16 protein-coding genes and 1 tRNA gene are annotated in these 13,718 nt (G+C 58.5%); 12 read left to right on the top strand and 5 right to left on the bottom strand.

Features of this window, described 5'->3' with window-relative positions:
* Positions 1-8: 8 nt before the first annotated feature.
* Both BQ9843_RS07425 and BQ9843_RS07420 read left to right on the top strand, forming a co-directional pair.
* The gene (locus BQ9843_RS07425; RefSeq protein ID WP_075844495.1) at positions 9-680 is read left to right on the top strand and encodes a class II aldolase/adducin family protein; all 672 of its coding nucleotides are present in this window, start codon (positions 9-11) and stop codon (positions 678-680) included.
* Between the two features lie 66 nt (positions 681-746).
* The gene (locus tag BQ9843_RS07420) at positions 747-1,295 is read left to right on the top strand and encodes a YcxB family protein (RefSeq protein WP_075844494.1); all 549 of its coding nucleotides are present in this window, start codon (positions 747-749) and stop codon (positions 1,293-1,295) included.
* A gap of 166 nt (positions 1,296-1,461) precedes the next feature.
* Here BQ9843_RS07420 and BQ9843_RS07415 read toward each other — a convergent pair whose 3' ends face one another.
* Together BQ9843_RS07415 and BQ9843_RS07410 are read right to left on the bottom strand one after the other, a co-directional pair.
* Entirely contained in the window at positions 1,462-1,767 is a 306-nt protein-coding gene (locus BQ9843_RS07415; protein WP_075844493.1) for a type II toxin-antitoxin system RelE/ParE family toxin, read from the bottom strand.
* 9 nt (positions 1,768-1,776) lie between these two features.
* The gene (locus tag BQ9843_RS07410) at positions 1,777-2,022 is read right to left on the bottom strand and encodes a type II toxin-antitoxin system Phd/YefM family antitoxin (RefSeq protein WP_022386165.1); all 246 of its coding nucleotides are present in this window, start codon (positions 2,020-2,022) and stop codon (positions 1,777-1,779) included.
* Positions 2,023-2,256: 234 nt separating this feature from the next.
* On the opposite strand from BQ9843_RS07410, the gene argC reads away from it, so the two are divergent.
* The 4 genes from argC (at position 2,257) to BQ9843_RS07390 (ending at position 7,072) form a co-directional block, all read left to right on the top strand.
* On the top strand, positions 2,257-3,327 hold the full coding sequence (gene argC / locus BQ9843_RS07405; protein WP_075844492.1) for an N-acetyl-gamma-glutamyl-phosphate reductase: 1,071 nt from the start codon (positions 2,257-2,259) through the stop codon (positions 3,325-3,327).
* A 70-nt stretch (positions 3,328-3,397) separates the two neighbouring features.
* Positions 3,398-4,672: a bifunctional glutamate N-acetyltransferase/amino-acid acetyltransferase ArgJ gene (gene argJ, locus BQ9843_RS07400; RefSeq protein ID WP_075844491.1), complete on the top strand. Its 1,275-nt coding sequence runs from the start codon at positions 3,398-3,400 to the stop codon at positions 4,670-4,672.
* Between the two features lie 69 nt (positions 4,673-4,741).
* The gene (gene argB, locus BQ9843_RS07395) at positions 4,742-5,725 is read left to right on the top strand and encodes an acetylglutamate kinase (RefSeq protein WP_075844490.1); all 984 of its coding nucleotides are present in this window, start codon (positions 4,742-4,744) and stop codon (positions 5,723-5,725) included.
* A gap of 63 nt (positions 5,726-5,788) precedes the next feature.
* Positions 5,789-7,072, top strand: a complete 1,284-nt coding sequence (locus BQ9843_RS07390) for an aspartate aminotransferase family protein (protein ID WP_075844489.1) — start codon at positions 5,789-5,791, stop codon at positions 7,070-7,072.
* A 172-nt stretch (positions 7,073-7,244) separates the two neighbouring features.
* Here BQ9843_RS07390 and BQ9843_RS07385 read toward each other — a convergent pair whose 3' ends face one another.
* The 3 genes from BQ9843_RS07385 to BQ9843_RS07375 form a co-directional block, all read right to left on the bottom strand.
* Positions 7,245-8,294: a DUF559 domain-containing protein gene (locus BQ9843_RS07385; protein WP_075844488.1), complete on the bottom strand. Its 1,050-nt coding sequence runs from the start codon at positions 8,292-8,294 to the stop codon at positions 7,245-7,247.
* Positions 8,295-8,491: 197 nt separating this feature from the next.
* A complete protein-coding gene (locus tag BQ9843_RS07380; RefSeq protein WP_230205637.1) occupies positions 8,492-8,962 on the bottom strand; it encodes an IS110 family transposase in 471 nt (156 codons plus the stop codon).
* A 447-nt stretch (positions 8,963-9,409) separates the two neighbouring features.
* A tRNA-Val gene (locus BQ9843_RS07375) sits at positions 9,410-9,485 on the bottom strand.
* Positions 9,486-9,567: 82 nt separating this feature from the next.
* Between BQ9843_RS07375 and BQ9843_RS07370 the strand changes: the two genes are divergently transcribed.
* The 6 genes from BQ9843_RS07370 (at position 9,568) to BQ9843_RS07345 (ending at position 13,716) form a co-directional block, all read left to right on the top strand.
* Complete coding sequence (locus BQ9843_RS07370; RefSeq protein WP_040221161.1) at positions 9,568-10,473, top strand: HAD family hydrolase; 906 nt, start codon at positions 9,568-9,570, stop codon at positions 10,471-10,473.
* A 6-nt stretch (positions 10,474-10,479) separates the two neighbouring features.
* Entirely contained in the window at positions 10,480-11,352 is an 873-nt protein-coding gene (gene murI / locus BQ9843_RS07365; protein WP_075844487.1) for a glutamate racemase, read from the top strand.
* Between the two features lie 31 nt (positions 11,353-11,383).
* Entirely contained in the window at positions 11,384-12,124 is a 741-nt protein-coding gene (rph, locus tag BQ9843_RS07360) for a ribonuclease PH (RefSeq protein WP_022386208.1), read from the top strand.
* 45 nt (positions 12,125-12,169) lie between these two features.
* Positions 12,170-12,814 carry an RdgB/HAM1 family non-canonical purine NTP pyrophosphatase gene (rdgB, locus tag BQ9843_RS07355; protein ID WP_075844486.1) on the top strand — a complete coding sequence of 215 codons (645 nt, stop codon included), beginning with the start codon at positions 12,170-12,172 and terminating at the stop codon, positions 12,812-12,814.
* Positions 12,811-13,257: a D-aminoacyl-tRNA deacylase gene (gene dtd / locus BQ9843_RS07350; RefSeq protein ID WP_022386206.1), complete on the top strand. Its 447-nt coding sequence runs from the start codon at positions 12,811-12,813 to the stop codon at positions 13,255-13,257. Before rdgB ends, dtd begins: the two co-directional genes overlap by 4 nt.
* Before the next feature lie 162 nt (positions 13,258-13,419).
* The gene (locus tag BQ9843_RS07345; RefSeq protein WP_022386205.1) at positions 13,420-13,716 is read left to right on the top strand and encodes a Veg family protein; all 297 of its coding nucleotides are present in this window, start codon (positions 13,420-13,422) and stop codon (positions 13,714-13,716) included.
* Positions 13,717-13,718: the final 2 nt, after the last annotated feature.

The raw sequence follows: 13,718 nt of genomic DNA, 5'->3' as shown, positions 1-13,718 counted from the left end.
GACAACATATGGCAACCGCTGCCGATGTTAAAGTCGAGTACAAGACGCTTGTAAAAGAGTCCGGCCTGCGCATGCTCGAGAGCGGCCTTACCGTGGCGACGTGGGGCAACGTGAGCTATTGCGATCGCGAGACGGGCCTTGTCTACATTACGCCGAGCGGCATGGACTACACGACCATCACCGAGGACGATATTTGCGTCTACGATCTGGAGGGCAATCATATCGAAGGCGACCGTCGCCCCTCCATCGAGCTCCATCTGCATATCGGCATGTTTAACGCTCGTCCCGAGGTGTGCGCTTGCATTCACACGCACCCTATCTTCTCGACGGTTTTCTCTTCAATGGGCGAGGATATTCCCATCGATATCCACGACGAGGCTGCTCAGGCTCTTGGCGATACGGTGCGTTGCTGCGAGTACCAGCTGCCGGGCACTCAGGCTCTGGCCGATGAGGCCATGAAGACCATTGGCGACAAGGCGAATGCTTGCATGCTTCGCAGCCACGGTCTTGTGTGCATCGGCGCCGATATGGACGCCGCCTTCAAGGTTTCCACAGTTGTCGAGATGGTTGCAGAGATTTATTGGCGCATTCGCGCAACTGGCGGCATGTACGTGCCGATCGCGGCCGAGAACGTTTCTGCCATGCAGGAGTTCGTGAAGACCAAGTACGGCCAGTACTAAGATTGGCGCGCGGCAGTGTGGGGACGCTATCGCGCGATGTAAAGGCAATAATCGAGGGAGAACATCATGGCAGCATCGCCTACTTATACCTACACGTTTAAGGTCGAACCTCAGATGTTTCGACGTGCCCTGTATTTCAACACGTTTGGCAAGCAGCGCATTCAATCGGTCATCATCGCCGCTATGGCGGTGATGGGAGTGGGAATGCTGCTGGCAAATCTCGTCTTTCATGTTGAGATGACAAGTGTGATGCAGCTGTGCTACATCGTTATCATCGCTGCGGTTCCGTTGCTGCTGTTCTCCTGCGAGCATAGCTATCGCGACTACAAGAAGTCGCCTTTGGCCGATGCCGTGCGCTCGGTGTCAATTAACGAAGACTGGCTTAAGTTCAAGGTTGCCGGTGGTGCCGACTCCGAGAAGATCGAGTGGCGTCAGGTTTCGGCAGTCTTTGAGCTTGCGGAGTTCTTCATTATCTATCGCGATGCCAATCTTATGGTGCTTTTGCCCAAGAGCGCTGTGGCCGCAGATGAGCTGCCTAAGATTCGCGCCGTCATGCGTCACAATCTTGGCCGCGGTTTCCACCTGCGTCGTATTGGGCAGGTTGCTGCGGCATAGCCTGTTGCGTACATAGCGCGTTGCGGCAACGTTATTTATCAACCCTGCCGTTCAAAATCAAACCCGTCGTTATTCTCCCTCTGATAGGAAGATTTTGGACGGCGTCTTGAACCTGGCCTCGTCGGTCCCCGCCGGCGGGGCCTTTTTGCGTAGAAGCGTGGTCGCGCTACAACAGCTTCTTCAGATAGTCGCTTTTTGCATAGAGGATACGGTCGATGTAGATTGCGTCTGACGCACGGTAAAACGCAAGATAATTTCCCGAACGAACGTAGCGATACTCGCTTTTGACTGCGTAAATTGCGGATAGGGGAGTGCCGGATTGGGGAAATCGAGTAAGGAGGCTAATCCGATCCAGAATCTCACCAATGGTTGTTTTTGCCGCCCTTGGGCTTGAGAGTTCGTCGGAGATATAACTGTAGATGCTCTCAAGATCGTCTCGGGCGAGGGGAGAGAATTTAACGTCTAGGGACACGGCCGTTCCTTAAAGCGAAAAAAGCGCCCGTACGGACTCCTCGGATAGCCAACCGGACTGCTCTCCCGATGCCTTGCCGGCTTCGAGTTGCGACATAAGCGTCCCTGCGGCATTGAGGCGATCAAAGTCTTTCATGTCCAAAATCGCATAGCGCCCACGTCCGTTTTTAGTCAAAAAGACAGGGGATCCCTCGTGCACATCGGAAAGGACTTCGTTATAGCTGCGCAGATCAGAAACAGGTTTGATAGCAGGCATTGTTCGCCCCAATCGCAAGATAGCTCGAAATATATTACGTAAAATATTCTGACATATTTCAAATGGCAGACAGCTCTCCATGCCTCTTTTGTTTCCAAACGGTCACGTCGGTATATGCCGAAAACTCTTTCATATTAGAGTGCTATCCTTTCAAGCTATTCGATAAGCGATGGGCGCTGATGCGTAAATATGCATTAAACGCGCTTAAATATGCATTTGGAGATGAAGGAATCGATGGCTATCAAGGTTGGTGTCGTTGGGGCAGCGGGCTACGCAGGGGTCGAGCTGGTGCGCCTGCTTATCTCCCACCCCGATTTCGAGCTCACCGCCATCACATCCAACGCCGACGCTGGACAGTCGCTTGCAAGCGTGTATCCCGCGTTTGCCGGCGTGTGCGACCTTGCCTTTACCACGCACGACGATCCGGTCCTCAAGACATGCGATGCCGTGTTCCTGGCCGTTCCGCACACGGCTGCACTCGCTGCCGTACCTGGCCTTCTTGCTGCGGACGTCTCGGTATTCGACCTTTCGGCCGACTACCGTCTCTCCGACCCCGCTGTCTATGAGAAGTGGTACGCCACGCCGCATACAAGCCCCGAGCTATTGGCCACACGCACGTTCGGTCTGCCGGAGATTTTTGCCGAAGACCTTGCAGGCGCCGCCGCACGCCACGCTGCGGGGGAGGCCACACTCGTCGCCTGCGCCGGGTGCTATCCTACGGCAACCTCACTGGGTGCATACCCTGCTATCGATGCCGGCTGGCTGGCCGATGGCGCCGTGGTCATCGTCGACGCTATTTCGGGCGTGACGGGCGCCGGCAAATCAGCCAACGCCCGCACGCATTACTGCAGTGCCGACGAGTGCGTTGAGGCCTACGGTGTATGCAAGCATCGCCATACGCCCGAAATCGAACAGATTCTTGGCCTGCCGGGCCGTATCGTGTTCACGCCGCACCTGGCACCTCTCAAGCGCGGCCTGCTTTCGACTATCAATATTCCGCTTGCCGAGGTTCCCGCGCAGGAGCTGACGCTCGACATGGTGGTTGAGCGCTATCGCGAGTTCTACGAGGGCCGTCCCTTCGTGCGCGTGCTCGATGCCGGCCAGATGCCCAAGACATCCTCGGTTGCCGGCAGCAACGCCTGCCAGATCGGTCTTGCCCTTAATAAGACCGCGCGCATGCTTGTGGTGACCTCTGCAATCGACAACCTCTGCAAGGGTGCAGCAGGCCAGGCGATTCAATGCGCGAACGCGGTCTTTGGCCTGGACGAGCGACGAGGCCTCCCTCTTATTGCCATGCCTGTGTAGATCGTTGTATGCACAACGCTGGCTGGCTACACTGGTACGCAAAACAAATGCCATCGTTGGGGAGTTTCTCGTGTTTGATATCGATTCATTTGATCTTCGTCTGCGCGCCGTGCCGGACGGCGGCGTGACGAGTGCCCGGGGCTTCAAAGCCGCGGGTATCCATGCGGGTTTTCGCAAGAATCCGGAACGCCTGGATTTCGCCATGGTCGCCGCCGAGGCACCTGTTGCCGCGGCCGGTGTCTTTACTACCAACCGTTTTTGTGCGGCTCCGGTTCAGGTGTGCCGTGAGCATCTGGGCGGTCGCGACTGCGGTTATGGCCAGGTTCAGGGCGTCATTATTAACTCTGGCAATGCCAATGCTGCTACAGGCGAGCCCGGCTTGGCGCTTGCCCGCGAGAGCTGCGAGATCGCTTCGCAAATAATGGGCTGCACCCCCGAGCAAGTGCTCGTGTCTTCAACCGGCGTGATTGGCCAGCAGTTAGGTATCGAGTGCTTCGAGACGGGTATTCCGGCGGTATATGACGAGCTTTCCGAGCAGGGTGGTGCCAATGCCGCTCGGGCCATCATGACCACCGATACGCATCCTAAGGAGTATGCCGTTACCTATGCGAGCGGCGAGCTCGAATATGCCGATTGCCAGTTTACGGTAGGCGGCATGTGCAAGGGCTCGGGCATGATCATGCCTAACATGGCAACGATGATCTGCATCATCACGACGGATGCCCCGGTAGCTCCCGCGACTCTTCACGCGCTTCTTGCCAGTTGCGTCAACAAGACGTTCAACAAGGTAACGGTTGATTCGGATACGTCTACCAACGATACCTGCATCATGCTTGCTTCTGGAGCCGCAGGCGTCGACGTCCCCCTTATCGAGGAGGGGAGCGGCGCCTACGAGGAGCTTCGCTACGCCGTGTATTCGGTATGCGAGGCCCTGGCACGTGGTATTGCCTCGGACGGAGAGGGCGCCTCGAAACTCGTAACCGTTAACGTGACGGGCGCTGCAAGCGAGGAAGATGCCGACACCGCCGCCCGCGCCGTGGCAAACTCTCCGCTGGTCAAGACTGCCATTGCTGGTCACGACTGCAACTGGGGCCGCATCGCCATGGCGCTGGGAAAGTGCGGCGTGGTCTTTGAGCAGGCCGACGTCTCCATCGACATTATGGGTATGCCCGTGTGCCGCAAGGGTCTGACGGTTCCCTTTGATGAGGACGAGGCTCTGCGACGATTCGAGGCACCCGAGATCGTAATCGATGCCGATCTGGGCGCAGGAGAATGCTCCACGACGGTTTGGACCTGCGATCTTACGCATGAGTACATCACCATCAACGGTGATTACCGCACATAATCGCACGTCGAAAAATGCCCCCATCCCGCAGTGCTTACGCATTGCGGCAAACTTCATAAGGATGTAGCTATGAAATACGCACGCGATGCGAAGCCTTCGTTGCTCAATGAACAGACCGCCCAGGTGCTTTTCGAGACCCTGCCGTGGATTAAGAACCTGACGGGAAAGGTTGTCGTCATCAAATACGGCGGCGCGGCCATGGTCGATGCCAAGCTGCGCGATGATGTGATGAGCGACATCGTCCTGCTCAAGATCATGGGTATGCGACCGGTGATTGTTCACGGCGGCGGCAAGGCCATCAACGAGGCGTTCTCGCACTACGATCTGCCGGTCGAGTTTAAGAACGGCCAGCGCGTGACGACGCCTGCGGCTATGGATATCGTGCGCGAGGTCTTGGGCGGCAAGGTTAACCAAGAGCTTGTTGCCGCCATTAACCAGCATGGTAACCTTGCTGTGGGCGTATCGGGCAGCGACGCCGGAACGCTTATCGCATCCACGCTTGACCCCGAGCTCCAACGTGTGGGCAAGATTGAGAGCGTGAACGTCGACTACATCGAGCGCCTCATCGACGGCGAGTACATTCCCGTGATCGCCACCATCGCCAAAGGCGAGGACGGCGGCTTCTACAACATCAATGCCGATATCGCCGCAGGTGCCATTGCAGGCGCTTTGCGTGCGCATAAGGTTATCTTCCTCACCGACGTCGATGGCCTGTACGAGGATTTTTCGGACAAGAGCTCGCTCATCTCCAACCTCACGTTGGATGAGTGCCAGGGGATGCTTGATCGCGGGGAGATCGACACGGGCATGATTCCCAAGCTCAACGCTTGCATCGAGGCGGTTAAGGCCGGCGTGTTCCGCGCGCATATCATCAACGGCACCACGCCGCATTCGCTTCTGCTCGAGCTGCTCACTGATGCTGGCGTGGGCACGGTGCTTCATTCGAGCGAGACGGCCTACGAGTACGACACACATCCGCACCCGCTTTCGACGTTTGCGGCACGCTTGTTCGAGAATCTCGATGAGGTTTCCAAGTTGCAGGCGCTTTCCTAGTGTTTGACGCGGACGCGCCGTCTAATCTGTTGTAGACATTCTTTTCGACCGAGAGGTTAAACCATGTCCCTTACCGTACAAAAGGCCCTTGAATCCAATTACATGATGCATACCTTTGGGCGCTCTGAGGTTGAGTTCACCGGTGGGCACGGCATGACGCTCGTGGGCGACGACGGCCGGGAGTACCTCGATTTCCTTGCGGGTATCGGTGTGTGCTGCCTAGGCCATGGTGCCTCCGCCGTGGTTGATGCCGTGGACGCACAGGTCCATGAACTTACCCATGTGTCCAACTATTTTTATATCGAGCATCGCGGTCAGGTGGCGGCTCTGCTTTCCAAGCTCGCCAACGATGATCTTGCCGGGGCTGCCGCAATCGTCGAGGCTATTGACGCAAAAGACGACGAGGCACTTTTGGCCGCTGCCGCCCCTGCCGAGGGCGAACAGGTTTGGCAGGCATTCTTTTCCAACTCGGGTGCCGAGGCCAACGAGGGCTCGATGAAGCTTGCGCGCCTGTATGCCAAGCGCATGGGCAACGGCGGCAACACGATCGTGGCACTGCGTGGTGGCTTCCATGGCCGTACGCTCGAGACGATTGCCGCGACCATGCAGGATTGGCTGCAGGATAGCTTCAAGCCGCTGCCCAGCGGTTTTGTGGCATGCGATCCTAACGATGTCGAGCAGCTCAAGAGCATTTTCGACACATATGGTTCCGAGATTTGTGCCGTTATGATCGAGCCCATCCAGGGCGAATCCGGTGTGCATCCGCTTACGCAGGAGTTTATCGAGGCCGCGCGCGACTTGGCTCATGCCCACGGTGGCTTGCTCATCGCTGACGAGGTCCAGACTGGCATTTTCCGCTCCGGCAAGCCGTTTGCCATGCAGACCTACGGTGTAGAGGCAGATATCATGAGCCTTGCCAAGGGTGTTGCCGGTGGTGTGCCCATGGGCGCTGTGCTTGCCAAGCAGGAGGTCGCGAGCGCGTTCCGCCCTGGCGACCATGGCTCGACTTTTGGTGGTAGCAACCTCGCGGTGGCAGCCTCGGCTTCCGTTTTGTCCGAACTCGTCCGCGGCGATTATGCAGCCCATGCCGATGAGATTGGCGCATACTTTGCCGAGCAACTGGCTCAGGTACCGCATGTTACCGAGGTGCGCGGCCGTGGCTTGATGCTTGGCTGCGATCTGGACGATACCGTGACCGACGCGCACGATGTCGTCGCCGCGGCGTTGGCCGCTGGCTTTGTGATCAACGCGACCGGCGCTCATACCCTGCGTTTCCTGCCGCCGCTTGTCTGCCAAAAGGCCGATGTCGACGCGCTCATTGCGGGCTTGACGAAGATCTTGGGGTAGGACGCGAGTAATTCGCGCTTGCTTGTATGTCTTGTTCTGGGATAGGGTGGTTGCCTTTTGCGGCCACCCTATCCTTCTTTTTTCAAAACCAGCGCACAAACGTTCACTTTTCCTTATTTTTGGCAAAAAGTTGACGTTTGTGCGCGGGTTTTCTAAGCGAGGGCGCGCCCCACTATGACGCCGATGCTTCTGCGTGAGAATTATCCTGCATTAAGGAAGCCCCTTCTACATTTGCGTCATCAGCTTCTGGAGCTTCCCAGTTTCGAATCACGAACTTTCGCAGCTCGTTTTGCGCCTTTTGAAACCCAGCGGAGGAATTGATACTAAGGCCAAGGGTCTGACATATGGCATTAAGAGAGCGATTTAGACTGAGTTGCGAGGAAAACTGTGCCGCTGTGATTGCCTGCGTTTGATAGCCCATCAAACGCAGGACGCTCAGGCGCTCGGCATCGTGTGCTCGTCGAAGAAATTCGTTGTGATACTGACCATCGTATTCGATGGCGAAGCGTTGCGTTTGGGCCAAGAGGTCGATTTCAAAGTAACCGTTCGCGGAGCACTTCTTGTATTTAAGGGGGATGTCGACGCGCTTGTTAAGGTCGAAAGACTTGAATCCAAGGCCCCCGCGTGCTCGATCTTCTGCAAGCATCATGGCGAGTGCGGTTTCCATGGGCGACCTTGAGTTGTCTTTTGCCATGCGTAGAACCCTACGGGTTTGTTTTATTCCCTTCATGCTCGGACGAGCTTTGGCGGCTTCGCGCAGTTGATTGACGTTGCTGAGGGCCGGGCGCACGGTATAGCCTGACCGATTGGGTTGTGGTCCTGCATAATTCCCGCAGAGCTCGTAGGCAAATTCCAGTTGTTCGTATTCACTCATCCACGAGGAGCTTTGAAGAAAACACAGAGAGGGACAGACGGCCAGAAGCCCGGGTGCGATGGAGATAAGCTCGCTTGCCGGGATAATCGCACCATGAGAATGAGGGCGGAAGGCGGGTGAGTGGGTTCGCTCCGAAGGGAAAGAGATAAGGATATCGAGCTTTTCTAGTTCGTCCTCGTCAACTCCGCATGCTGTGAGCGCCTTCCGAATGGATTTGGCGAAGGACCTGGGGGTTCTTTGCGCGGGTGTGAGTGCGGGAATATCTCGATTTTCGTTGAGAGCGCCCATGCCGGAAGCCTGGTAATACAGCCATGCCGTCTTATGCGAAAGGACGATAGGTGCATCCATGGACCCTCCCTTGTCTTTTGCTGTAATTATCTCTCATTTGGTGGCACAAATGGCCCACGGGGCGGCTGCGGGATGCTATCGACCGATTGGTTTGGCGTTCGCCATTCAAAACCAGCGCGCAAACGTTCACTTTTCCTTATTTTTGGCAAAAAGTTGACGTTTGTGCGCGGGTTTCGAACGGAGGAGGGACTTGGGTTTTATGTNGATTCCAGCAGGATGCTGCGCAGCCGGTTCTTGTTCCTAGTGTTCTCGCAGGTCAGGAAGTTCCTCTGGGCAGCCAGCGCCCTCGCCGCCGCGATCGCCGGGCCCGGGTCCCCGACCGGCAGGAGCGCGTCGGGGATGCCGAGCGCCGTCTTCGCGATGACCATCGCGTCCCGCTCGTCGGTCTTGGCGTCGCCGGCGAAGAGCCTGGCGGCCCCGTGCGCCGCGAGTCCCGGCAGGTACGCCGCCGACATCCCGGCCGCCCTGGCGCGGGCGAGCGCGAGGGCGCCTATGTTGCGCGACTGGTCGACGACCACGAGCGCGTCGGGGAAGCGGACGAACAGCGAGTCCAGGTCGCCCTCCCTGTTCGCGACGGGGGCGCTCAGCAGCACCTCGCCGTCTCGGGTCGCGACACATGCCCAGTGGGACGATTTCCCGACATCGAGCCCGATGACGGCTTCCGGCATTCTAGTTGGTGCCACGGTGGTATCCTCCAATCGGTAGGCCGATCGGAGCCCCTCCCCGCGACACCCACATTACCTGGCCGTGGCGCTTGCGCCCGGCAGTTTCCTATCAGTCGTCCGGAGCGGCGAGCGCCCCCGGTGGCAACACCCCCCGGGCCCTCTACGGGGCAGGGGCAGACGGCCATCCGGAGGCGCCCGATCGGCGGCCCCTCGGGGCTTGCCCGTATCGTAGGCAATGCGCCGAATGCTCGCCATCGAATTTTATCGATGGCCTATTTCAGACTGTAATGGGGAGGGGTCGATGCGTGCGGCTGCGGCGCCTCTCGGCGCCTTGCGCGCTGCGCCGGAAAACGCTGCGCGTTTCCCCGGCTTCGCGCTCTCTCGGGTTCGAATCCCTCACACGCGGCACAAACAAAAACAGCCCCGTTGTCGGAGCTGTTTCAAAATCTATGGTGGGCGATGAGGGATTCGAACCCCCAGCCTTGTGCGTGTAAAGCACCTGCGCTAACCGTTGCGCCAATCGCCCGCGGGAACATAGTATATCGAAACCTTTGGCTAGAAGCTACAATGGGATTCGTTTTTTATCCGACAAGCAAAAAGGAGCACCAATGACCTCCTCCGTGTTGCCCGTCGTGCCCGAAGGCGAACTTAAGGAGCGTCTCGCCGGCGTTCGCTATGTATTTACCGACCTCGACGGCACTATGCTCGCACCCGGTTCGCGCGTGCTGGCCGACGCTGCGGGAAATCCCAGCGTTGCTTGCGTGCAGACGCTTCTTGACCTGCGCGCTGCCGGCGTCGAGGTGATTCCTTGCTCCGGCCGCAACCGCTCCATGCTGCACGAGGACGCGCGCATCCTGGGCTTCAATGCCTATATTGGCGAGATGGGCGGCTTGCTTATGCTCGACCACGGCAAGGACGACTGGTGCTACTTCACAGCCGATATGGACTACGATCCTTCCTGCGGCCTTACGCCCCACCAGGTAATCGAGCGCGCGGGCGTATGCGACAAGCTCGTTAACTCCTGGCCGCATTTGCTCGAGTACCACAACGATATGCAGCAGGGCTACAAATATCGCGAGGTCACCGTTGCCATGCGCGGCGAGATTCCCGACGAGCAGGCGCGTGCCCTGCTCGACGCATCGGGCGTTGAGCTCGATTGGGGAGACAACGGCTTTCTCAATCACATCTCTAAGCCCACGACGCTCGAGCTTCCCGAGGGCGTCTCTGGACGTGCCTTTAACGTGAGCCCCCGTGGCCTTAACAAGGGCCGCGCTGTCGCCAAGTTCTGCGAGCTGCGCGGTATCGACCCCATGCAGGCCCTTGCCATTGGCGACGCCTCGTCCGATTTCTTGATGGCAGATTCGGTGGGGACCTTCGTTTTGGTGGAGAATGGACTGGCGAACCCCGGCGCCGACGAGTTCTTGGCCACGCACGATAATGCGTTTGTGAGCCAGGGCTGTATCGTCGACGGTTGGGTTATGACTATGAAATGCCTGTTGGCAGCCAAGGAATAGGATTTGATGATGGCGCAGAAAAACACCTGCCCTATCGGTGTGTTCGACTCTGGCCTGGGTGGCCTGACCGTGGCTCGATCCATTGCTACCGCGCTGCCCCACGAGTCGGTGTACTACTTTGGCGACACCAAGCGTTGCCCTTATGGCACGCGTGGCGAAAACGAGGTTCGTTCGTTTGCCCTGCAGGCAGGGCGCTGGCTCTCGCGTCATGATGTCAAGATCATCGTTATCGCATGCAACACGGCAACGGCAGCCGCTTTGCGCGTATGCCAGCAGACCCTCGATGTTCCCGTGATTGGCGTGATTGTCCCCGGTGCTCGCGCTGCTATCAATAGCACCCGCACGCGCGAGGTGGGCGTGCTCGCCACGAACCTCACCACGCGCTCTGGAGCCTATACGCGCGCGATTCAAGATTTGGATGCGGGCGTGGACGTGTACGGCTGTCCCGCCTCGAGCTTTGTCGAGATTGTCGAACAGGAGCTTGCGACCGGCGCGCACTTGCAAGAGCGTTGGCTCGAGGACGAGGATATCTTTGACACCCCCGAAGTCCGCGCCGTGGTGCGTCAGGTGGTCGCGCCCCTCAAGGGCCACAATATCGATACCGTCGTGTTGGGGTGCACGCATTTTCCGTTGCTCGTAGGTCCTATCCGTCATGAGCTGGGGCCAAACATCCGTGTGGTCTCGTCTGCCGAGGAAACCACGCGTGAGCTGGTGGACATCCTGCAGCGTCGTGAGCAGCTGGCGCCGGAAGACGTGCTGCCCCAGCATCGTTTTGCCACGACATCTGATAACCTGGCGGAGTTCGCCGCCGCCGGCAGCTTTATCTTTGGCCAGCCGCTCAAGAGCATCGAGCACGTTTCGCTCGAAGAGCTTGTGTAGCGCCGCGCCGCACGAACAGAGAGGAATATCAATGGAACTGAACGAGATCCGCCGCTTTGGTGGCCGCGCTGCCAACCAGATGCGTCCCGTGACGATCAAGCGTGAAGTCATGAAAAACGCCCTGGGCTCGTGCCTGGTGGAGTTTGGCGACACGCGCGTGCTGTGCGCTGCCACGATTGAGGATGGCCTGCCGCCCTGGCGCCGCGCTTCTAAACTGGGCTGGGTCACCGCCGAATACGCCATGCTTCCCGCCGCTACCTCCAAGCGCACCAAGCGCGAGACGAATGCACGCAAGGGCCGAAGCATGGAGATCGAGCGTCTGATCGGTCGCAGCCTGCGCACCGTTTGCAATATGCGTGCGTTGGGCGAGTACACCGTTACGATCGACTGCGACGTTCTACAAGCCGATGGCGGTACGCGCACGGCGAGCGTGACCGGCGCCTGGGTGGCGCTTCACGACGCCTTGATGACGTGGGTCGAGGCGGGCAAGATCCCGCGTCTGCCCCTGACGGGCCAGGTTGCCGCTGTGTCCATGGGCGTGGTGGACGGTAACGAGCTTTTGGACCTCGATTACGCCGAGGACAGCCATGCCGAGATCGATATGAATCTGGTTGCCACTGATACGGGCGAGATTGTCGAGATTCAGGGTACAGGCGAGCAGACGCCTTTTGATCGCAAGCGCTTGAACAACCTGCTTGACTTGGGCGACCTTGGCATCAAACAGTTGATCGACCTGCAAAACGAGGTTACGGCGTTTCGCGACGACGACTAAACGCGCATACACGTCTCTTTGCTAAACGATAAGGAATGGGCGACCATGGCTCTCAATAAAATCGATATCGATACCCTCGATCCCGCGCGCACCATTGTGGTTGCCACGGGTAATGCCCACAAGCTCGTGGAGATCGAGGACATTCTTTCGCGCGTGCTGCCCGACGTGACGTTTGTCGCGCTGGGCCAGTTGGGCGATTTCGATGACCCCGAGGAGACGGGCACCACCTTCTTGGAGAACGCTCTTATCAAGGCCGAGGCCGCCGTGGAGCAAACGGGCATGTCTGCCATCGCAGACGATTCCGGCCTTGTGGTCGATGCCCTCGATGGCGAGCCTGGCGTCTATTCCGCGCGCTACGCGGGCGTGCATGGCGATGACGCTGCAAACAATGCAAAGCTGCTCAAGAATCTGGCCGAGGTACCCGAGGCCAAGCGCACCGCTCGTTTCATGAGCGTGGTGGCGCTTGTGGACGCCTCTGGCATGGTGCTCACGGGCACAGGCGCCTGCGAGGGCACGATCGGGTTCGAGGGCCGTGGCGAGAATGGCTTTGGCTACGATCCGCTGTTCTTGCCTGCCGATACGCCGGGCAAGACCATGGCCGAGCTCACGCCGGCGGAGAAAAACGCTATTAGCCATCGTTTCCATGCGCTGCAAGACCTGTCGTCTCAGATTGCAGGAGACGAGGCGTGAGGGCCGTCGTCCAGCGCGTAGCGAGCGCATCGGTTGTTGTTGAAGAAAAGACCATCGGCAGCATTGGCCAGGGATATCTCATCCTTCTGGGTGTAGGCGAGGGCGATACGCGCGAGACGGCGCAAAAGCTTTGGGCCAAGATTCGCGACTTGCGTATCATGCCGGATGACGCGGGGAAAACCAACCGCTCACTTGCAGACGTGTTGGGCGAGGTGCTCGTGGTGTCGCAGTTCACGCTGTATGCCGATTGCCGCCACGGGCGCAGGCCCTCGTTTACCGCGGCAGGCGCCCCCGGTCTGGCTAACGAGCTTTACGAGTACTTTTGCGAGCTGGTTCGTGCGGATATGGGTGATGTTCAGACGGGCAGCTTTGGCGCCGACATGAGCGTTTCGCTTGTAAACGACGGCCCGTTCACCATCGTGCTCGACACCGACGAGCTGTAGAAGGCACCTCGGTCTCCAGGGCCATACTTGCTGTCAATTTGCATCCATCTTCGCAGCATCTCCACAAGATGTGCAATCTCCATCTGAGCCTGCTACAATTTATACGTTTGTAGATAAATTGGGGCAAGTCTGCCGCATTTGCACTTGCCTTCAGGAGGCCTAATGGAAGAGCTGGAAGTCAATCACGTCGAGGATATCCACGAGAAGCTGACGAGCATGATCGGCCAGCGCGTTAAAGTGCGCGCCAACATGGGCCGCACGCGCGTCGTCGAGCGCATGGGCACTATCAAGACGGTACATCCCGCCGTGTTCATCGTCGAGGTGGACGAGCGCCGCGGCCGTAAGTCGCGTCAGTCGTACCAGTATGTCGATGTTCTCACGGGCACCGTCGAGCTGTTCGATCCCGAGTCGGGCGAGCACTTGTTTACCCCGCTGGGCAATCAGCTCGAGGAGCACTAGTT

The sequence above is a fragment of the Collinsella bouchesdurhonensis genome (assembly GCF_900155365.1).
Taxonomy (GTDB): Bacteria; Actinomycetota; Coriobacteriia; order Coriobacteriales; family Coriobacteriaceae; genus Collinsella; species Collinsella bouchesdurhonensis.
This window is presented reverse-complemented; position numbering and strand designations above follow the sequence as displayed.